A 21,034-nucleotide genomic window follows, 5' to 3' on the forward strand; every position below is an offset into this window, starting at 1 on the left:
GGAAGCCAACTTGTGGAGGCTAAGACGCCGAAGGGCCTACGGCAGCTCGTTCAGGAGAGGGAAACGAAGCATCTTTGTCATTGCCTTCAGTCAGTTTTCCATGGACAAGTTGCTGGGCTACTTCGGTGAGCATATGCAGGCCCTTAACCATGTCAGCGTCCGTCGTGAATTCCCGTTCGCAATGAGAGACGCCGTCGACGCTCGGGATGAACAGCATGACCGTGGGGACGATGGAGTTCATGGCGACGGAGTCGTGGCCGGCCATGGTTGCAAGGCGCCGGGTGGAGAGACCGAGATTGCCGGCGGTTTTGGCCGTCAGCTCCAGCCCGGACTCGGGGTAGTATCGGATCTGGCGGACGTCGAAGTCGTTGACCCGGATTTCGATGTCGTGCTCGCGGGCCAGTGCTTCGATGTCGCGCAGCAATTTTTCCCTGGCTGATCGGACAATTGCTGGGTCGCCGGATCGCAGGTCAGCGACGAGATGGACGCGGCGCGCGACGACGATGGGTGAGTTGGGTTCTACGGAGAGCCGGCCGATGGAGGAGACCAGGGCCTCCTCCTCATAGTCCTTAGTTACGTCGTGGACCATCAAGACGATCTTGGACGCGGCAATAAGTGCGTCGTGGCGGTCGGCCATGGCCGTGGCGCCGGTGTGGGACTGCTCGCCCAGTACCTCGATATCGAGTTTCTGGGTATACCAGCTGTGTTCGACCAATCCGATGTCGATGCCTTCACGCTCAAGGATCCGTCCCTGCTCGATGTGGATCTCGGCGTACGCCGCGGGCACTGGACGCGGGTCCGTCCCGAGGAACCCGATTTCGGACAGGGCCTGCCGGACGCTGATGTTGTCCGGGTCGACAATAGCAAGCGTCTCGTCCTGGTCGAAGAGTCCCGCGAAGACCGAGCTTCCCATGAGTGAAGGGGCGAATCGGCTGCCTTCCTCATTGAACCAATTGACGACGGCGAGGTTGAATTTTGGCGCCTGTCCCGTGCTTTTGATGCGGCGGCTAATCTCCTGGGCAGCATGCATCGCCGCGACTACGCCGTAGGCCCCGTCGAACCGTCCGGCCAACGGCTGGCTGTCGAGGTGAGAACCGATGAGGACATAGGGGGCACCCGGGGTCCATTCAACGAGTCCAAACATGTTGCCGATCCCGTCCACGCGTAGCTCGAATCCTGTGTCCTGGATCCACTGGGCGAACCAGGTTCGGGTGGCCGCGTCGTTGGCCGTCGCAGCCTGCCTGTCCACTCCATTGTTGGAGGTCGCGCCGATGGTCGCTACGTGATGGAAGTCTTGCAGGAAGGAGTGATCGTTCATGGGGGTGTAAACCTTTCCTCGTTATCCAATTAGGTTTATGGAAGCCGATACCAGGGCGCCCTTTCGAGAGCGGTCCTGGAGTTCTAAAGCCTGTGAGGCCGTCTCCTCCTCAGACGTCCGGACTGCTGAGGCTAGGGGGCCGTCCGTAAGCGATGCGGTGCGTCCCGCGGCACCTGCTCTAGCACTGCTGCAGCTTCACTAAGGAGCCGGTAAGCGTCAGGTCCCGCTGCGATGAGCACCAGCGCAGGTCGTACGGGGGGCAGCCGGTCATCGGACCGCGGGCGCACGTCTACTCGTCCGCCCGCTAGCTGGATTTCGTGCCAGGTCCAGTCGTTGTCCTGGACAACCCCTTTGGCCCGGACCAGCAGGTTCGCTTGTGCGCCCAGCGCGCGGGTGAGGGCGTCCACGTCCACCGGTTCCGGGCACTCAAGCGCGGTGGACACATGAGTCTCCGCGTGGTCCGTCCCGCCGTGACGGTCAGTCTTCCCACCGAAGCTGACCACGTCGTCGTCCGCCTCCGGCACCGGTGCGGCGAGGGCCTCAGCCGCCGTCGTCCCCGGGTCAGCGGGATCCTGCAGGATCAGCCGCGCCCGCGGCGCCGCTGCATGGCACGCCTCCGCGGCGTCCTCGATTTCGGCGGTCAGAGCCAGGTCGGTCTTCGTCACCAGCACCACCTCCGCCGCGGCGAGTTGCCGTGCAACCGTGTCGCCGACGTACTCATCTTTCAGCAGCCGCCGGACGGCGGTCGCGTCCGCGCACACCAGCACCGGCCCGGGAGAGAAGCCCGGGAAGTCCCGCCACATGGCGAGCTGGCCGGGATCGCCGACGCCGCTGACCTCGCAAAGCACGTGGTCAAGGTCCCCGCGCGCGGCCAGCGCGGACATGGTGCGGGACGCGTCGTCGCTGATCTGGCAGCAGATGCACCCGTTCGTCAGCTCGATCGTGTCCCCGGATGCCGAGGCAATGAGGTCCGCGTCGATGTTGACGCTTCCGAAATCGTTGACGACGACGGCGGTGCGCCCCGGCAGCACGCCCGCCAGCAACCGGTTCACCAACGTGGACTTGCCGGAGCCCAGGTAGCCACCGATGATTCCAAGCCGGGCGGTCACAGCGCGGACACCTCCGAGAGGGGCGCGACCTTCGTAGCGTGGTGCCGGCCGCCGACCATGGTGCCGAGGACATGGATCTCGCCGATGTGCTCTGGCTCGACGGCGAGCGGGTCCTCGGCCAGGACGGCCATGTCCGCGAGCTTCCCCGCTTCGAGCGAGCCGACCTGGTGGTCCACCTTCAGCATGTACGCTCCGCCGATCGTCACGGCCTCCAGTGCTTCCTGCACGCCGATCCGCTCGTGCTCGCCCATGACCCGTCCGGAGACCGTCAGCCGCGTTGCGGCATGCTTCACGGCGTGCAGCGGGCCCAAGGGTGTGACCGGGGTGTCCGAGTGCAGGGAGATCGGTACCTTGAGGCGCAGCGCCGTCGCGGCCGCGTTCATGCGCGCGGCCCGGTCAGGACCCACCGTGATATCGATGTGCTGGTCGCCCCAGGCCCAGATGTGGTTTGCGAAGATGTTGGCGCACACGCCCAGGGCCGCCATGCGCCGGTACTGCGCTGCGGTGCTCATTTGCGAGTGCGTGCAGGTGTGGCGGTGGTCCGGACGCGGGTGCGCGGTGAGGATGGCCTCGAGCGTGTCCAGGAACAGCTGGGTGGCCTGGTCGCCGTTGCAGTGGACGTGCGCCAGCAGCCCGGCCCGGTGGAAGGTCTCGAACGCCTCGCGGAACTCTTCCGGGCTGACGTTCCAGATCCCGTTCGGCTGCCCGCCGAGGTAGCCCGGCTCCAGCAGGCGCGCGGTGAAGCCCTGGATGGAGCCGTCAAGCATGAGCTTGACGTTGCCGAAGCGGAGCTTGTCGGTGGAGAGCTGGCGCAACCGCACCAGCCGCTCCGCGGCCTCCTGCAGAGACAGCGCAACTGGGCCGATGCCGGCGCCGAAGTGGAAGACGTTTAGACGGGCGGGGAATTCCTCGTCGACGGTCGAGCGGTAAAGGGCGACGCCGTCGTCGTCCATCAGCAGGCTTGAGCCCAGGTCTGTCAGCGTGGTGGTGCCCGTGTTCACGCCTTCTTGCGCGAACTGGCGCAGGGCGGCGGGACTGATGTTCAGCAGGCCCGAGCCTTCGACGAGCTCACCGACGAGCCCCATCGCCGCGAACTCCTGCAGTTCCCCGGTGGGTTCGCCGGCGCCGTCCTTGACGACGCCGCTAACGCGCATGGACGCGTCGATTCCGAACCGGCGAAGCACCGCCGAATTCACGGCGCATACGTGCCCGTTGGTGTGTGCGATGTGGATGGGGCGCGTGGCCGAGACCCGGTCCAGCTCCGCGGCGGCCAGCGGCTGGCCCGGGAAGTAGATCGGGTCAAGGCCCCACGCCATCAGCACCGCGTCCGGGTCTTGCAGCTCGGCCTCAGCCGCGCGCAGCCGGTCCAAAACCTCGTCGATGGTGCGGCAGCCAGGCCAGCGCCGGCCGTCCGGGCCGGTCCGGTCCACAAGGCCCACGTACGTATTGGCCCAAACATTGCCCGAGCCCGCGTGACTGTGCGCCTCCACGAAGCCGGGCAGCAGGACGGCGTCGGCGTAGCGCTCGTCCAGGACCGCGCCGGGGTAGGCCATGAGTTCGGCAACGGTGCCGACGGCTCGAATCCGATCGCCGCGCACGGCGACGGCCTCCGCCGTCGGGCGGGCAGGGTCCATGGTGCGGACGATGCGGGCAGGGTAGACGGTGGTGGGTTCCAAGATAGTCCTATCGGTTGGTTTCCAGATGAACAGCACGAAGAGTTCGCGTTGGATGAATTTGAGGGAAAGAACAGGGCTCTTTCAAGGGCGGTCCGGGTGCTCTGAAACTGGTGTCGCTGTCTCATCCCCGGGGCTTGGAATCGAATGTTGTTGATGCGGAATCGCGCGGAGCCGCCGCATCCGGAGCGGAGTCGGCCTCTGCAAGGAGGGCTTCGGCGGCTGACGCGACTTGGCCTTCCGCCGGAACCTTGTCGCTGGTAAGGCGGCCACGCCGGAATGCGTGGTAGTACGCGATGACGGTTTCGTCGTCGGAGTGCTTCGTGGCGAGACTGACCACGACGAGCAACACGGCGGAGGCCACGAGCCCCGGAGCGATCTCATGGATCCCGAACGGCGTCCCGGCGAGGCGCCAGGCCAAGGAGGCGACCAGGGCGCCGATGGTGCTGACGATGACGCCGGCCTTGGTGGCGCGTTCCCAGAACATGGCGGCCAGCACTGGTGCTACCAGTGCGGATGCCGTGAAGGCGAGGGCTATCTGGTAGATGGCGATGATGTCCTTGACCAACAGCGCGACCACGAGGCCGAGGACGGCCATGAAGCCGACTGACAGGCGGGAGACCTTGAGGATCTGGGCGTCTTTGGCCTGGGGATTGATCCACCCCTCGTAGATGTCCTTCGAGATGTTGATGGCGCCGCTGAGCAGGAACGAGGTGGCGCCGGTGAGGAGCGCCGCCAGCAGCGAGACCATGAGCAGACCGCCGATGGAGCCCGGGAAGATCTCCGCGATAAACGAGGTGTAGATGGCATCCGGCGCGGTGCCGGCTGGGAACGCCTGGACCGCGGTGATGCCGATGACGATCGCCAGGAGGCCGATCACTCCCGAGATGATAAAGCCGATGACGACCGCGGAGACGCCCACTTTGGTGGACTTCGCGGCAGTGAGGCGCTGCCAAGTTGTTTGCCAGACGAGGTAGAAGGGGCCGAAGATCAGGAACCAGTTAAGCAGCTCCGTGAAGCCGATGCTGCCGAAGCTGACCAGATGCTGCGGAGTCGCAGCGGCGACGACGCCGGGACCACCCACGTACGCGATACCCATGACGAGCGTGAGCACCACGCCGGCCAGGATGACTATGGTCTGGATGGCGTCCGTCCACGCCACTGAGGGCATCCCGCCGATGAGGGTGAAGACGAGGGTCACAGCGAAGCCGAGGACAATGCCCCAGAAGAACGGCAGATCGGTGATGGAGGAGAGGATCGAGCTCATGCCCACCAACTGCATGCCGAAGGTAGGGGTCATGTAGAGGAAACCGATGATCAGCGCCGGGATCAGGGCGGAGAGCTTGCCGAACCTGCGGGCAAACAGCTCCGGGACGGTGAATAGGCGCAGTTTCCGGATCACCGGCCCCAGGACCAACATCCCAACGATCGTGAACAGCACGAAGCTGATGACAGTGACGAAGTACGAGATCCCCATTTCGAAGCCCTTGCCGGCCCCGCCGATAAGCGCAGCAGAGCCTGTCACTGTCGCGATGATGGACCCGCAGATCGGGAAGAAACCGAGCTTGAAGTCAGCCATCGCATAGTCGTCTGCCGTCTTGACCGTCTTTGACGACCTCAAGCTAACGGCAAACAGAAGGAGCAGAAATCCAACAATCCATATCAGATACCAGTTCACGGGCAGTACCGCCGTTCCAATCGGAGCTCGAACTTACTAAATTCGCACACTTGATGCGGAGTCTCTTGATGAGGGTTACGGAGTCCCTGTGGGTGCCGCGGCTCACCACCAAGTCGGTCCACTATGTGTTGTAAATCACCTTCGCTGTGTTTCTGGGTGGGGAAAAGGTCCAGATTGCCTCGCTTTAATGGGGACCAGCACCTTTGTGCCGCCGTTTTCAGGTCCGCGAATTCATCGATCGGGATAGCACGCGCCAACCCGCAGCTGCTGCGCTTCCTGATCGGCTTCGCCCGCCACGGCACCCCGGGCAAATGGCGCGAGGCCATGGAAGTCTTCACCGAGGTCAACAGCATCGGCATGAACGCCTACGACGAACTCGCCAAGGCGGCAACATCCTCAGCACTTCACATCAGACAACGACGACGGCGGCCGGCGGCGCCGGGGATAGCGCAGCTTCCGGCACCACCGCCCTGACCGCCGCTGCCACTAGCGACGGCGCGGTCCGCGAGCCCACCAAGGTCGCCGATCCCCTCCTGGCCGGCCGGCCTTGCTTTGGTCTAGTGTCCTACGCGCCGTTATTGGCCGGTGGCCGTCGGGGCGTCGGTGTGTCCAGCGGCCGGCTGGGGGGAACTCTTCGTCCGAGCGGGATCCACCTCAGCCTCCCCGTGCGCAAGAGAATGCTCAGGAGAAGAAGCTGCTGTTGGAGGTAAGGCCGCCTCCTCAAGCGCTAAATCCTACTTGTAGTAAATGGCGTCCTAAATATTACGGCCGAGCCAAGCGTGTAATTCAACGTTTAATGCCCGGATATCGGGGAGTAGCCCGGTAAATGGGTAAACGTTTATTCTCCCGATGTTGACTGGATCACACTCCTGCCATAGCGTTCCTGTAAAACTGATATATCACCTTTCGCAAGAAGTAGACATGGCACACCCATCTCCCACCAAAGCACATCTGGCCACCGTCGAGAAGACAAGCTTCCTGCGCGTCCTCACGTACGCCGGCGCGATTATTGCGTTCCTCATCGGCTCCGGATTCGCCACCGGCCAGGAAATCCTCCAGTACTTCACGTCATACGGCTACTGGGGCATCTTCGGCACAGGCCTCCTGGTCCTGGTCCTGATGACGTATGTGGCCGTCGAGTTCTTCACCGTCGGCCAGGCGAAGAAGTTCGAACGACCGTCACTGATCTTCCACTACTACTGCGGCAAGCACCTGGGGACGTTCTTCGATTTCTTCTCGATCCTCTTCGTCTTCCTGAGCTTCACCGTGATGGTCGCCGGCGCAGGCGCTGTTTTCGAAGAGCACTACGGCATGTCGAAGTACATCGGCGGCGTCGGGCTGGCCGTGGCGGTCGGCATCAGCGTGTGGTTCGGCCTGAAAAGTCTGGTTGACGTCATCGGCAAGATCGGGCCCCTGATCGTCGTCATTGCGATCGCACTTGGCATCGTCGGCATCATCCAAAACCCGGCCGGGATTGCCGAGGGCAACGCACTGCTGCCCGAACTGCAGCTGACCCAGGCGTCCACGAACTGGTTCATGTCCGCCCTGTCGTACGTCGGCTTCTGCATGCTGTGGCTGGCAGCCTTCCTTACCGCGCTGGGCAAGACGGCGCGCAGCCGCAGGGAAGCGGCATCCGGCGGCCTGGTCGGGGCGATCGCCTTCTCGGTAGCCTGCATCATCGTCGGCCTTGGCCTGCTCGCGAACATTACCCGGGTCGGCGGCACCGAGATCCCGATGCTCGTTCTGGCGTTCGACGTTAGCCCGCTGCTCGCCTCCGGGATCTCGGTCATGATCCTCGCCGGCATCTACACGACGGCGGTCCCGCTGCTGTGGACCGTCTCGTCACGCTTTTCCGCCGACAAGACGCCCCGCTTCAAATACCTGACCATCGCCCTCGCCGCAGCCGGCACCGTGATCGGCCTGATCCTGCCGTTCTCCCAAATGGTCAATCTCGTGTATGTGATCAACGGCTACGTCGGCATCCTGCTGCTGGTCCTGATGCTGGCAAAGACCGGTACGCGGCTGGCCCGGCGCCAAGCCCTCTGACTGGCCCAGTCCGCGGCACGCCCGTCCGATCGACGACGGCGCGTGCGGCGGACTGCGCATACAGCCGAATCCTCCGAACATTGCGAATTCGGACGGAAGGACTATTGCCAGCCCTTGGGCGCGCGTATGCGCTTTATCAGCCTGAAATGGCCGGAGTTTCTCAGCAGAATGAGCGCTGAAGCCGCTGCTCGACCTGCCGTCAGGGCCGAGCGCTCTCACTCTTTTTCCGGTGCAGTTTGGCCTGCTCCACGAGTTCGGTCATCCAAGGTCGGTGCCCTGGGTAGAGGACCATGCCCTCGGGAAGCCCTTCACTTCGAACAGGTCCGCGAAATCCGATTCAACGGCCAGGGCGATCATGCACTCGGCGGGGTCTGCCGAATAGTTCCGGATGGTGATCTCCTCCAGAATTCCAGACCCAACTTCGCGCAGCCGTTCCACGATGAGCGGGGTATCCGCGTAGCCGTCCGAGCGGGGAACGCGGCCCGCGAACAGCGCCCGATAAGGCTCCTTCATCGTCGCCGCAAGGGACTCCAGCGGCTGGCCGTTGATTGTCATGCTCCAGCGGGAGAGGATACGCGTGTCCTGGAAGAAAACCCCGTGCGGGTATTCGGGATACATGTCCCCGTTCGCCGAGGATATGCAGAAGGACGTGCCCTCCACCAACGTGACAGTACCGGACCCGAGGGGCCCGGCGGCCGTGTCGGCATTCCATCCAGTCATTCCCCGCTCCTTCTCAAGGATGCGCGTCTGCAAGCCGCGGCAAGATCCGTCCGGTCTAACTACCTGCAGCGCCTTCGTGGATGCAACCGACGCTACGCCGGTCTGTTCCGTGAAGCCAGTGCCTGCGTCGACTCATCTAATAACTCCGGAAATCCAGAGATATTGCTTCATTTGAGAACCTCCGCCCGAGTAGTGATTTCACGGCATTGGGTACGCCTGACGGATGGAGCTTTCGATGAGTGAGCGCAGCTGGGATGAAGAAGTTGGTTAACGAGTATGCGTCTGCAGGTTGGGCAAGTTTTCCGTATCAGGTTGTGCCGGGGCCTCAGTCTTCTTGCCCGACCCCTTGAACGACCTGTTCCTTCGCCTCCGAGTAGTGCCCTCGAAGCGCTCCTCTGGCTGGGAATATGTGTAGCCGTTGTCGTAGTCGGTCCAGCCCGTGCTGCGCCAAATTGGCGTGCCCGTCATCGTGGAATGTGCTGCCGTTCAACCAGCGGAGAGACTTCCACACCCGGTCCTGTCATATGCGCCGTTATCGGCGTTTTTCAGGGAACTGAACAGCAAAATGTGCTGAAGGGTGGCGTCGGTTGAACTGCCGACCCCACTCCGCGCTACCTCTACCTGACGCCGATCCAGAGCTTATTTAGAAGGGTAGTTCCAAATCCATCCCGGCTCCCCATACGGATCGAAGGCTACGGAACCCTTCTTTGTTGCCACGTCCAGAATGACCACTCCTTCTACCTTCTCCCCCTTCCCGAGGTAGTCGGGGAGCTTGCGTGTTTCATCGGCAAGGCAGTTGTGAGTGATGTCAGACTCTACGGTGTTCATGCGGGTTCCGTTGGCCGCATAACCCTTCCAGTAGTAAGGGGTAAAGCTGATCATCCCGGGTTGTCCATTGACTTCTAGGGCGCCCTGGAATTCTGGGGAGGTTTCGATTTCCATAGTCACAGCAAGCGGGATGCCGTTTGGCTTCCCGGCATATGGGGCATCGCATTCAATCGGTTTGATGGATGTGACCTTGAGCTTGAGGTCCTTGGTGCCATCAGGCAGCTCAGTCCAAGCTGTTTCTCCGACGTCTTTAATAACCTGGCCCCGTGAATTGGCGTTCCGAGTTGGTGTCGGCGTCGGGGTGGGTGTTGCTTTGGCGCTGGCGGCCGGCGCGACGGATATGGTCGGCGCTGGTTCCGTTTCAGGTGCTCCGCACCCTGCCAACAGGACGCCTCCGACGATGCTGAGAAGCAGCGGCTTCATGTTCATGTATTCCCCCAGAAGTACGATTGATAGCCCCCAGTTTAGTTACTAGGTATGACGTTTAGCCCCCTTGCTTGCCCAGAAAGTTGGAGCTTCAACGCCTGAGACCTTTTCGCGATGTGGTAGGCACTCGACCCCCTTAGACCAAGGAACTATTACGGGGACGAAGATGTAGCGGGTGGCGCTGTTTGAACTGCCCACGCGCCTCACTTCTGGCGGGCTTTCAGTTGGATATCGTAGAGCTCATGACATACCGTCTTCGGCACCACAGCAGCCGAAACTTTTCAGTTTATTTCCCGGTAGATATTGGTGGCAATGATCGTGGAAACCTCTTTACGATAATTATTGGTCCAAACGGCTCAGGCAAGAGCCGTCTCTTGGCGGATATTGCTGAAAACACTCTTACGACTCAGGCTTCGATTCACCTGTTCGAGGAATTTCGGCGTCCGGAGGCCGTCTTAGCGATATCGAACATGGTGCATGATCGATTTCCGATGTCTTCATCGAAGGACTCTGGGTATATCTACTTGGGGGTTCGTCAGGCATCGAACATGGTAACGAGTGGGGTGTGGGGGGACGAAATCCACGCTGGGCTGGCCCGCTTGGCACTCAATCCGGAACGCGCACTCGACATCAGGCCTGCGCTCAATCTGCTTGGTTTAACGACTGATGGCGAAGTGCAGATAGCCCGGGCTCCGCGAGCACGTGATCAGTGGCGCCTCAAGCGGGGACGTTTGGAGCGGGAGTGGGATCAAAATGTTGCTGGTCATTTCGAGATGGTTGTGGATAATCTTCTCATGCTATTGCCCACGGCAAAGAGGAAAGACAAGGGGTACCTCGAAGATTTGCCCTCTTGGGCACCACTTGGAGTTCTTGAGAATTTCGCACACCATAGCGAAATTGATCCACTCGTTTTGCTTGAAATCTGCCTCCAATCGAAACTGCTCTATCTGCGTCAAGTCTTTCTGAAAGGTGACAAGCCTGTATTGCCTTGGGATCTCAGTTCGGGTGAACAATTAGTACTGTCGAACGTCATGCGTATACTGGGCAATGTTCAGCCCGAATCACTGGTTCTTATCGACGAGCCTGAAACCGGCTTACATCCGGCTTGGCAGAGCCGGTTTATTCCGCTCCTCGAGTCCATGATCCCCCAGGACTATGGGTGCCATTTTATTATGGCTACTCACTCCCCACATATTGTCGTAGAAGGCGCACAGCTAGTGGTGCCGGGCGAATATCAAGGTGAGTTTGAAACATTTCAGGGTGAGATTGAAGGGCGGTCAGTCGAGGAGGTACTCTACCAAGCGTTTGAGGCCCGCACTCCCCGGAATCACCAAGTTGAGCGAGATCTTGCTCTGATTATTAGATCTATCAAATCCCCTTCTCTGCGGAGGAATAGGGTGAAAGAAATCCGCGCGGCACGGGTTAGGTTAGAGGGAATTGCTGGTTTTGACACTCCAGAAGTTAACAGTATTCTCGCCCAGGTGCGAGAGATCGCAACAGGGGAACAATGAGAAACCTTTCGGCGTTACGACCGGAAATTCTTGGTATCTCGGTCGAACGACTATCCCAGCTGTCTAATGCGAGTTGGACTTCTGGTGCGGATTTTAAGCGTGCGTTTTATAGAGCGGCTCTTACATCACAAGTGGGGCTCTGTGCCTATTGCATGAATCAGGTCGGGGAGGAGTTTCGAAACAGGCCAGACATTGAACATTTTGCCGACAAGTCGAAGTACGGCCAATGGACTTTCGAGATTCTCAATCTATCGCTTGCCTGCAAATACTGCAATCAGACTCGTAAGGGCAAGTATGATGTCGTGGTCACACTTGCTCGGAACTATGGCCAATGTTCCTTCGCGCTGATTCATCCCTACTTGGATGACGTCGAAAAGCACCTTAAGGGCGGCTATCCCGCTTTGCAAACAAAGCCAACCATTCCGCAACCACTGACTTTAAAGGGAGCTCGGACGATCCGACTGTTTAAGTTGGATAGTATCTTTGCGTTGTCGATCTGGACACGTGTTTATGATGACTTAGAGGCCAAGCGCAACATGGACGAGAGTGAACGTCTTCAGTATGAGAAGGCGAAAGATGAGCTCGGAGGCTATTGATGCCTGCTCGATTCCGGGGTGTGCTAGTGCATAGAGAGCTTGCCGCTAGTACTGAGAAGTGCCTTGGCGCGGCCTAATCCGCCCCTTCCCCCGACTAGGGGTGGCCAGAGTCTCTTTTTCAGTCTACAGGCTGGGTAACTGACGTATGCGATCTTCTCGATGTTGGAGGGTTCAGGCCGGAGGCCGGCGCTAGTGGGTTAATAGATCCGATCGGCCATTAGTCGTTCCCTGATCTGTTCAGGTAGGAGCCGATGCTCCCACAGAATCTCAGCGACTCTTGCCGGCGCATCCGTACCTGTCAGGGATACCGTCTCCAGATCCTGCCATGTCCGTTTCACTTCAAGCCCGATCCCCAAGAGAGTGCGGGGCTCTGCGAGATAGAGATGTTCTTCAGCAATGGGCACAGCGTCAGGGTCGACAACTTGGCGTGGCGACGTCGTCTTTCACTATGCGAGTCCAGAGCTGCGTGCTATCAGCCGGGTGGCCACAGCGCCGCGGCCGGCCTACCCGCCACGGGGCTACGATGTGCCTGAAACGGCCGAGGGTACGCTGGTGCTCATTGAACCGGTATGCGAGATCGAGGTTCCGCGGGAGACGGTCCTTCAAGTGCTTGAGGACGGACATGGTCCGGTCAATGCGGACGGGACGTTGAGGCGGGGCTACTTTTTCCCGGTAGATAGCAGTCAGGCGCTGGAACTGCTCGGGTGCGCGGGTCTGGAGGCGGTTGAGGAATCAGGCGTTGAGGACGTGATCCTAGACGAGGCTTCGGACGGATTTCTCGGAGGCGCAAGTGACCGGCTGGCGATCAGGGCAGTCCGGGCTGAACAACGCTTCCTCCGAGACCAGCAGATGCGGCGATGGGATAGTTCGTGCTGCCTCTGTGGTCGGTCTCTTCCGGAAGAGCTGCTCATTGCAGCCCATATCAAGCCGCGCTGGGCATGTACGGAAGTAGAGCGCATGGATACCTTGAACGTCTCCATGCTGGCGTGCCTGTTCGGCTGCGATGCGCTCTACGAACTCGGTTACGTCGTCGTCGGCGAGGACGGAACGATCGAGTACGGCCCCCGCCGCTCCATTCACGTTGAGGAAGGGCTACGGCACATCGTCGGCCTTCAGTGTCCGGCCTACAGAGATGATTCGCGCCTCTACTTTGCCTGGCACCGGAAACACCACTTCAACACCCAGGGAGAACACAGGTAAAGGAACGCCTTGCATAGTGCCGTCACAAAGGAGAGCCCAGAGGATATCGGTCTAAGCGTTGGCAGTGCAGTGAGCGCGATAACTGCAGACGGCAGGCCGCTGGGGCTGTGCGCGCCGGGCATGAGCGTGCGTCCGTGGACGAGCGTCTCCTGGACGTGGTTGTCCGCTTTGACTGTGTGGCCGCCGTCGGAATGAACAGGGCTATGGCAACGCAGACCACGGCAGCCAAGGCGGCTTCCGCGCGCAATAACAGGTTCGGTGTCACAAACTAAATGCTTGGCATCGCTCCACTATTCTCGATCATATGGCTAAAAACGGGGGGAAATGGGCAAAATCTCAGCTCATTATGATCACGCTGCTCGCTGCTGCCGTTATCGCGCTCGGTGTGGCACTCGTGGTGTCAACTGGCAGCCAGGTAGCTCCGCCCGAGGCCGATGTCGCATCGGTGGCACAGGCATTGCCTACTCCATCGGCTAGTGAGCCGACCACAGCCGTTACTCCTGATTCCGAGCAGAAGCAGAACTCTCGGGAGGATTCGACAGAGCCGGAGTGGACGCCGCCGGCCGATGAGCCCGCAACTGAGTCTGAAGATTCCGCGCCGGAGTGGACGTCACCTGCTGATGTACCCGCAACTGAATCTGAAGATCTCGCGCCGGAGTGGACGTCACCTGCTGATGAACCCGCAACCGAGCCTGTATATTCCGGGCCGGTCTGTCCAGGGATTCACCTCACTTCCCATATAAGCTCGATCGCGTACGAACAGGCAGATTATGAGCACGAGTACTACGTACACGTGGCAGGGACCTTGGTCAATGAAACGCCCTACCCCGTCGAAATGTATTTGGATCTTGTCCCAAGTGTGGAGGGCTTGATACCTGACGGAACCTCTGCTGTCTCCGTCGACGTGGGTGACTACGAATGGAAACCTGCTCCCGGAAAACCTCGCCCCAGCCAAGTCATCATCGAGCCTGGCCAAGAGTTCCCCTTCAACTCCAGAAGCAACTTCCCGAGTGATGTCGAAAGCCTTCAAAAAATAACACAGTGGTACACGGGCACCGAGTCGGTGTACTACTCGTACTATGTCAGCCAGGATGCCCCGGATTGCTCGCCCACAAACGACATAGGAGAGGGTAAATCCATTCCTGTTTCAGCGTTCCCACCGCCGATAAAATAACCGGCGGTTCCCCTCCCCTTATGGGATCGATTTGCAGAAGCGTTGTCGCATGCGGCCTAGGGTGAGTGCGCAAGCCTCTGTTGGTCGGAGCGGCCGGCTACTCAGCTGTGGTTAAGCCAAGTGAGGTTGCGTGCGCCGATTCTGCGGATCGTCGCGCAGAATGCGACCCACGTAAGTGGATTGCCAAACCGCCATCGTTAGATTTGGCCGGTGAACTCATGACGCTGAGCAATGTGACGCCGACTATTCGAGGGAATTTGTCTACAAACGGCCGTCCGGGCTTGGACTCGCCGTAGCGGACCGGACTTCCTTCGGCAGGGATCGGTCAAAGAAGCGCTTGTGAGGGCGGGCATTGATTCCCGCCAGATTGGCATGTGAAGAGGATGTGGCCGGCGGCCATGCCGTAAGTCCTGATCGGAAGGTTCGTTGCTGTCAGTTGCGTGCGGCCGTGCGCAAGAGCCGAGCGACCTCCGGGGTCATGGAGTAGCGCTCACCGTCCCAACCCCAGATGTAGTGCCAAGAGGTGCCCCTAGGGGTGGTGTACATCGGAAGGCCGGCGCGACGGATTGCTTTCCCCACGCCACCGAGAATGCCTGCGATGCCCGACGTGCCTTTCGGGTGCGACATCGCCTTGGCGATCTCGTCTGGAAGGAAGTGCACGGTCTCATCGCCAGTCGCTCGTATCATGTGAAGGAGAACTGAGTGTCCCGGCAGTGAGATCTCATCCCATAAGGTCGCGGCGATTGCTGGAGCTTCGTCGGTCTGAACCCAAGAGGGGACGGTCCCCGACGGCAGCACGGTGGGTGCATCGGGATTAGGTACGTTAGCCACGAATTCTCCAAAACGGATGTAAAAGTCCTCAACCCGGTGGTCGGGGACGTGGACGGTAATAGGAATAATCACGCGAACTCCAAGATAGGTTGCAACACAGGTTGGTGCTCCCAGTCTGGGTTATGGAAACTCCAACGTCAAGAGGGGTTGCAACCGGGCTTGGAGTAGGCCGCGTTTACAGAAACGCCATAGGGCGAATCTCAACAAAGGATCGTTTATCAGGATGCGGCGGACCACTAGCCAGCTGACGGGCTCATCTTGAAATCGAAGATTTTGTCGGTCTCATCAACATGTCTTACATCTATTTTCTTGGAAACCACAGATCGGAACCTTTGATGGGATGACTATGACCGCGAGTTGGCCACATTTCCCAGGTAGCCGACCAGTGGATGCAGCTCCGGTGAAACCGACATGGCCAAACAGGTCTGCCAGGTGATGGCGTGTACGGCCACACTGTAGCCATGGAACACCGAACAGTAGGCGTTCGCGCAGCAGGAGGCATCGGGAAAAACTATTTGGTCCTAACGTCCGTCGCACGATTCGAAGAGCGGGACGAGGCGTCTGTGAAGTGCTCGCGTTCCCGGCGGGCGTGGTTGTCCTGCCGATGTCATGGGTTCCGGTACGTAAGCAGTTAGGCCGTCCTCGCGTTGTGTACGTGGACAAGCAGCGCGACCGCGAACTGCCGGGCATCCAATGTCTTCGCCGCCCGCTTGGCGGGTGTCTCCAGAATCTGTTTTAGTTCGGCATCATAGGGAGAGATAAGCAGGAGCCCTGTGGTAGCGGGCTTCGTGGTTATCTCTGCGGCTTGGAGTTGTTCCCAGTTGACGTCCCCGGTTTCAACAACGCGCTCGGCTACTTCTTCAAGTTTCCGGGCGATAATCTGCTGGCCGGTGCGTTTTCGCAGCAGCCATTGGCCTCCGAACCTCGACAGGATGATGCGTTTGCCGGCGGCCCGTTGCAGCAGGTCGGTTACCTCGGCGGTGAGGCCGTTCAGATTCGCATAGGCGGTTAGGCGGGAGACGACTGTTCCGCCTGGGCACGCTCCGCACATGGTTTTCTCCTGCTCCGCGAGCTGAATGTCGATACTGCCCGGACAGTGAGACTGGCCGGGGTGAAGCACCTTAGCCGCGGAGGTTGCAAGCGGCAGGGACGGGTCTCCGGCCAGCGTCCAGTTTTAGCGGGGGTTGCGCTTGAGGAAGTCGCGTGCGATGTCTTCCATGGAGGTGAACCGGACGCCGTCGTGGCCCTGAATGTGGTCGAAGAGCCGCTCGAGCATGAGCAGGTTCTGTGGTCGTCCGCTGACGTCCGGGTGGATGGTGATGGGGAAGACGGCGTAGTCCATTTCGCGGTAGACCCAGTCGAACTGGTCTTTCCAAAGCTGTTCGATATCGCGCGGGCTGACGAAGCCGTGGCTGTTCGGGCTGCCCTTGATAAACATCATCGGAGGCAGATCATCCAGGTACCAGTTGGCAGGGATCTCGACGAGTTCTGTTTCCTGGCCGCGGATGAGCGGTTTCATCCATTCCTGCGCTGACTCGGCCTCGTAGTTGATTTTGGTCCAGTTGTCGCCGACGCGCACGTAGTAGGGCGTGAAATCGTTGTGCATCAGGGAGTGGTCATAGAGGAATCCGCGTTCGAGCAGGATCTCATTGGTTACCGGGGAGAATTCCCACCATGGCGCAACGTAACCGACCGGTTTCTTGCCCGTGCGGGAGACGAACAGGTCGATGCAGTGGTCCAAAACCTCCGTTTCCTGCTTGCGGGTCATCGCGATCGGGTTCTCATGACTGTATCCATGGACGCCGACTTCGTGGCCGGCAGCGACGGTGGCCTCAAACTGCTGGGGGAACGTCTCGATGGAATGTCCCGGCCAGAACCACGTGACGGGAATTTGCCGGTCGGTGGCGAGTTTCAGCAGGCGGGGAACACCGACTTCGCCGGCGAACAGGCCGCGGGAGATATCGCCCGGGGAATCCTCACCCCCGTAGGAGCCCAGCCAGCCGCCGACAGCGTCGACGTCGATACCGACCGATACGTAAATCTCCTTGGACACAGTTCCTCCTGTAGGGATGACGGGTTAGCAGTAGCGGGAAAAAGCATGGGGAAAGTCGTTCATGGGCGTTCCGTGGGACAGCAGCAGGGCCGCCAGCATGCGGGACTGGAACGGGTTCAGGTCACCGGAGGGGACCGCACCGGCTGCGACCAGATCGGTGCCCCCGCCGTTGCCGTAGGTGGGTACCACCGGGCCCCACGGAGTGCGGGTGCTCAGCACGACCGGACAGCCGGTGCGCACGGCGGATCCGATGGCGTCGGCGAAGCCGGGTCCGGCGTTTCCGACCCCGGACCCGGCCAGGACGATGGCATGGGCCCCGGAGGCGACGGCAAAGTCGAACAGGTCCGTTGTTGCCCCGGGATAGACGGTAATGATCTCCACCCGGGTCGTATCAAACGCCGTGGTAGGCAGCGGTAGGGCCGGGTGCCTGACCGGCAGGCCGGTCACGACGAGTTCCTTCCCGACCATATGCGCTACCTTGCAGCCGCCGGAGAACGGGTTCGCCGCAGTGGTGTGGGCCTTGCGTGCGCCGCGGGCCGAGCGGACGGAACCGCTGAAGGAGATCAGCGCCCCCGATCCGCGCAGCTGCCGGCACCCGGCCGCCAGTACGGCTTCTTCCAGGTTGCGAGGCCCGTCCGGATTCAAGCTGTCGGCGGTGTTTTGGGCCCCGGTCATCACCACGGTCTTGGGTGAACCGTGAACCAGTTCGAGGAGGAAGGCGGTCTCTTCCATCGTGTCCGTGCCATGGGTGATGACCACGCCGTCAACCTGCTCATCGTCCGAGGCCTTATGGACGAACTCGGCGATCGTGCGCAGATCACCCAGTCCCAGCCGGTAACTGCCGGTCGTCAGGATGTCCTGGGAGTCGACGGTGTGCTCGCCGGATAATCCCCGGAGCAGATCCTCGGCACTGTCGGAGGCAACAGCACCGGTACCGCTGCCCTTCCTGGAAGCGATCGTGCCGCCTGTCCCAAAAATCCGAATGTGAGCCAAACGCCTGCAACTCCCTAACGTCTTTGTATGAAAAGTCGGCCAACAGTTGGACAAACGCAGCCTGCAATCGTTTGCGTAGCCTTCTTGAAAGATAGTATGGCGCACGGATGTGAGGCGCAACACTTTTTTGAAGAAGGCTGATACCGCTGGAAAGAGTCACACCGGAAATAATTTCCGCTGGGTTTCCACAAAATAAGCGGTTGTTGCTGGAGATGACGCCGAGAGCCCGCAAGGACTTGGAGCTCAGCCGATTAGTCTGTTCCGTGCTGACAGAACCGCGACGATGCATAGGACAAGCATGGATCCCGCGGTCGCTGCCAGAGGCAGTGTCCAGCCTCCACTGAGGTCGTGAAGGGCACCGAAGGCAACGGGACCGGCTGCTGCGATGGCATAACCGATGGATTGTGCCATTCCGGAAAGCGCCGCGGCCTGTGTATGGTGCACCGTGCGCAGGCTGAATAGCGACAAGGCGATAACGATGAGGCTGCCGCAGCCAAGCGCAGCCACGACGCACCAGAGCAAGGACACTTCAGGGGCCACCGCCAGCCCAACATACGCGCCGACCGCGAACACACTGGTGATCAGGGCAAGTGGCCGCTGGTCGGTGAATCGGTGCAGCAGTGCGCCGGCGCCAAGACTGGCCAGCGTCCCCGTGGAGAGGAACACCGAAATATGCATGCCGGAAGCAACCTGTGAAATGCCATGGTCCTGTTCAATGCTGGGCAGCCAGGCCATGAGGATGAAGAACGCCATGGACTGCAGGCCCATGAAGACGGTGACCTGCCAGCCCAACGCCGACTTCCAGGGTGAACGGTAGGTCGGGGACGGGCCGTCGGCAGCCGGTCCTGCACTGGAGACGTGGCGGCGGATCCGGGGCAAAAGGACGGCCAGGGCAACCAACGCCAAGCCGGCCCAAATCCCCAGGGCCAGTCTCCAGCCCGAGTTTGTGGCGTGCGCGATTGGCACGACGAGTGCAGCGCCCCCAGCCGAGACGGCGCCCTGGGCTGCGGTATAGATTCCCGTCACCTGGCTGACCCGCGTGGGGACGTCCCGTTTGACCAGGGAAGGCAGCAGGACATTCAGGAACGCGATCGCAGCCCCCAGGAGAGCGGTTCCGACCCAGATGGCGCCTTCCACCGGGGCTGACCTGGCAAGAACGCCAAGCATGAGCAGCAACAGTGAGACCCACAGAGCACGGTCCAGACCCAGCCGAAACGCCAATCCCGGGGCTACGGGAGAGAAGACAGCAAAGGCGATAAGCGGCAGCCCGGTCAACAGTCCGGCGGTGCTGTTGGACCAGCCCTGGTCGCTGCTGATCTCCACCAGCAAAGGACCGACGCTGACAAAAGCTACACGCAGGTTCACCGCTATGACCATGATGCCCACGAACGCGAGCCCGAAGCGCACAGTACGTTCTGTCTTCACTCCGTCAACAACCGACATTTAGTCCTGATCCTCAAAGCGACGCAAACCCACCGTATAGCCTTGCCGGCCCCTTGGCATGCGGAAAAGCACCAACCACGCCAGTGTTGCATCCGCGAGACGGGAATGGGTCTGTATGACAAGCCTCATGTTAATTGCCGGGGGCTTGTGCTCGACCCGCTCAGGGCCCGGCTATTCCCCTAACCGTCGGCGACGAGGGCTCCCTGAACCAGCTCCCAGGAGAGTTCTGTCAGCAAATCGACTCCTGCTGTCATATCTTCATCGGTGGTGAATTCACGTTCGCAGTGGGAAACTCCGTCGACTGACGGGATGAAAACCATTACTGACGGCACGATACGGTTCAGGGCGACCGAATCGTGGCCGGCCATGGTCTGCATGCGCCGAACACCCAGGCCCAGGTTCGCCGCCAGTTTTTCGGTGAGCTCGACACCGGATTCCGGGTAGTACTGGTTCTCGCGGATATCGAAGTCGCGGACGTTGATCTCTACTTGGTGTTCGTCCGAGAGGTCGTTGAGCTGCTTGAGCAGGGACGACCGTGCGGCTTTTACTATTTCCGGTGAATTGGAGCGAAGGTCAGCTACCAGCTGCACTCTCCTCGGGACAACTATGGGCGAGTTGGGTTCCAGGGTCATCCGGCCAACCGAGGAGACTATGGCCTCGGGCTCAAAATCGTCCACCACGTCGTGCACCATCAGTATGACTCTGGACGCGGTGACGAGCGCGTCGCGTCGATCGGCCATCGCTGTAGCACCGGTGTGTGACTGTTCACCGAGGATTTCGATATCGAGTTTCTGGGTATACCAGGAAGAATCGACCGCCCCGATTTGCAGTCCTTCCCGCTCCAGGATGCGGCCCTGTTCGATGTGGATTTCGGCATAGCTTGCTGCTTCCGGCGCGGTGTCGCTGCCCAGATAGCCGATGCTGCCGAGGGCTTCTGCGACGGTCGTTCCCCCAAGGTCCCGTACCTGCAGCATCTCCCCGCGGTCCATGATTCCGGCGTAGACGCTGCTTCCCATGATGGAAGGGGCGAACCGGCCGCCTTCTTCGTTGAACCAGTTGACGACGGCCAGGTTGAACATCGGCAGTTCCCCGCCGTTGTCCACGCGTTTCACCAGCCGTTCTGCCGCGTGCAACGCCGCGAGGACGCCGTAGGCTCCGTCGAAGCGGCCGCCGAGCGGCTGGCTGTCGAGGTGGGAACCGACGACGACGTACTTGGCGTCCTTGCGCCAGGTTATGAGCGCGAATTGATTGCCGATGGCATCGACCCGGGTTTCCCACCCCCGCTCGGTGGCGAACGTACGAAACCAATCCCTGGTGCGGCGGTCCTCAGGCGTGGCTGCCTGCCGGTCTACTCCATGATTGAGGGTGGCGCCGATGCTGGCGACATGGTGAAAATCTTTGAGGAAATTTTCGGCGTTCACGTTGATTCTCTCCT

At 60.6% G+C, this 21,034-nt stretch carries 17 protein-coding genes and 1 pseudogene; 6 read left to right on the forward strand and 12 right to left on the reverse strand.

All coding sequences use genetic code 11. The annotated features are described in order from the left end of the window. Positions 1 to 19 precede the first annotated feature (19 nt). The 4 genes from AC20117_RS08790 to AC20117_RS08805 all read right to left on the reverse strand — a co-directional run bounded on the left by AC20117_RS08790 (position 20) and on the right by AC20117_RS08805 (position 5,679). Entirely contained in the window at positions 20 to 1,318 is a 1,299-nt protein-coding gene (locus AC20117_RS08790; protein ID WP_074700054.1) for a M20 family metallo-hydrolase, read from the reverse strand. A gap of 131 nt (positions 1,319 to 1,449) precedes the next feature. Then, positions 1,450 to 2,427 (reverse strand): CobW family GTP-binding protein, encoded by a 978-nt coding sequence (locus AC20117_RS08795; protein ID WP_074700053.1) that lies wholly within the window; start codon positions 2,425 to 2,427, stop codon positions 1,450 to 1,452. Further along, entirely contained in the window at positions 2,424 to 4,103 is a 1,680-nt protein-coding gene (locus AC20117_RS08800; protein WP_211482292.1) for an amidohydrolase, read from the reverse strand. Before AC20117_RS08800 ends, AC20117_RS08795 begins: the two co-directional genes overlap by 4 nt. A gap of 121 nt (positions 4,104 to 4,224) precedes the next feature. Then, positions 4,225 to 5,679 (reverse strand): sodium:solute symporter family protein, encoded by a 1,455-nt coding sequence (locus AC20117_RS08805; RefSeq protein ID WP_211482291.1) that lies wholly within the window; start codon positions 5,677 to 5,679, stop codon positions 4,225 to 4,227. 273 nt (positions 5,680 to 5,952) lie between these two features. On the opposite strand from AC20117_RS08805, the gene AC20117_RS08810 reads away from it, so the two are divergent. Then, positions 5,953 to 6,252 carry a hypothetical protein gene (locus tag AC20117_RS08810; RefSeq protein WP_074700051.1) on the forward strand — a complete coding sequence of 100 codons (300 nt, stop codon included), beginning with the start codon at positions 5,953 to 5,955 and terminating at the stop codon, positions 6,250 to 6,252. 447 nt (positions 6,253 to 6,699) lie between these two features. After that, a complete protein-coding gene (locus AC20117_RS08815; RefSeq protein ID WP_074700050.1) occupies positions 6,700 to 7,824 on the forward strand; it encodes a YkvI family membrane protein in 1,125 nt (374 codons plus the stop codon). A gap of 276 nt (positions 7,825 to 8,100) precedes the next feature. Here AC20117_RS08815 and AC20117_RS08820 read toward each other — a convergent pair. Both AC20117_RS08820 and AC20117_RS08825 read right to left on the reverse strand, forming a co-directional pair. Next, a pseudogene (locus AC20117_RS08820) lies at positions 8,101 to 8,544 on the reverse strand (glycogen debranching N-terminal domain-containing protein); the annotation flags it as partial. 639 nt (positions 8,545 to 9,183) lie between these two features. Further along, positions 9,184 to 9,801 (reverse strand): hypothetical protein, encoded by a 618-nt coding sequence (locus AC20117_RS08825; protein ID WP_074700049.1) that lies wholly within the window; start codon positions 9,799 to 9,801, stop codon positions 9,184 to 9,186. A 239-nt stretch (positions 9,802 to 10,040) separates the two neighbouring features. On the opposite strand from AC20117_RS08825, the gene AC20117_RS08830 reads away from it, so the two are divergent. The 4 genes from AC20117_RS08830 to AC20117_RS23270 all read left to right on the forward strand — a co-directional run bounded on the left by AC20117_RS08830 (position 10,041) and on the right by AC20117_RS23270 (position 14,279). Continuing rightward, complete coding sequence (locus AC20117_RS08830; protein WP_083339654.1) at positions 10,041 to 11,309, forward strand: ATP-binding protein; 1,269 nt, start codon at positions 10,041 to 10,043, stop codon at positions 11,307 to 11,309. Beyond that, positions 11,306 to 11,905, forward strand: coding sequence for an HNH endonuclease family protein (locus tag AC20117_RS08835; RefSeq protein ID WP_139186759.1), 600 nt, complete (start codon positions 11,306 to 11,308; stop codon positions 11,903 to 11,905). The genes AC20117_RS08830 and AC20117_RS08835 overlap by 4 nt, the downstream gene beginning before the upstream one ends. A gap of 552 nt (positions 11,906 to 12,457) precedes the next feature. After that, positions 12,458 to 13,105, forward strand: coding sequence for a hypothetical protein (locus AC20117_RS08840; protein ID WP_074700046.1), 648 nt, complete (start codon positions 12,458 to 12,460; stop codon positions 13,103 to 13,105). A 304-nt stretch (positions 13,106 to 13,409) separates the two neighbouring features. After that, positions 13,410 to 14,279, forward strand: a complete 870-nt coding sequence (locus AC20117_RS23270; protein ID WP_139186758.1) for a hypothetical protein — start codon at positions 13,410 to 13,412, stop codon at positions 14,277 to 14,279. A 432-nt stretch (positions 14,280 to 14,711) separates the two neighbouring features. Here the strand turns inward: AC20117_RS23270 and AC20117_RS08850 are convergent, their stop codons facing one another. The 6 genes from AC20117_RS08850 to AC20117_RS08875 form a co-directional block, all read right to left on the reverse strand. Further along, entirely contained in the window at positions 14,712 to 15,182 is a 471-nt protein-coding gene (locus AC20117_RS08850; protein WP_074700044.1) for a hypothetical protein, read from the reverse strand. A gap of 559 nt (positions 15,183 to 15,741) precedes the next feature. Then, on the reverse strand, positions 15,742 to 16,161 hold the full coding sequence (locus AC20117_RS08855) for a hypothetical protein (protein WP_074700043.1): 420 nt from the start codon (positions 16,159 to 16,161) through the stop codon (positions 15,742 to 15,744). A 123-nt stretch (positions 16,162 to 16,284) separates the two neighbouring features. After that, positions 16,285 to 17,163 (reverse strand): polysaccharide deacetylase family protein, encoded by an 879-nt coding sequence (locus AC20117_RS08860; RefSeq protein WP_074700042.1) that lies wholly within the window; start codon positions 17,161 to 17,163, stop codon positions 16,285 to 16,287. Between the two features lie 24 nt (positions 17,164 to 17,187). Further along, positions 17,188 to 18,156, reverse strand: a complete 969-nt coding sequence (locus AC20117_RS08865; protein WP_074700041.1) for an asparaginase — start codon at positions 18,154 to 18,156, stop codon at positions 17,188 to 17,190. Between the two features lie 243 nt (positions 18,157 to 18,399). After that, positions 18,400 to 19,599, reverse strand: a complete 1,200-nt coding sequence (locus AC20117_RS08870) for an MFS transporter (RefSeq protein ID WP_074700040.1) — start codon at positions 19,597 to 19,599, stop codon at positions 18,400 to 18,402. A 179-nt stretch (positions 19,600 to 19,778) separates the two neighbouring features. Beyond that, on the reverse strand, positions 19,779 to 21,020 hold the full coding sequence (locus tag AC20117_RS08875; protein ID WP_074700039.1) for a M20 family metallo-hydrolase: 1,242 nt from the start codon (positions 21,018 to 21,020) through the stop codon (positions 19,779 to 19,781). Positions 21,021 to 21,034: the final 14 nt, after the last annotated feature.

The sequence above is a fragment of the Arthrobacter crystallopoietes genome (assembly GCF_002849715.1).
In the GTDB taxonomy this organism is placed as follows: Bacteria; Actinomycetota; Actinomycetes; order Actinomycetales; family Micrococcaceae; genus Crystallibacter; species Crystallibacter crystallopoietes.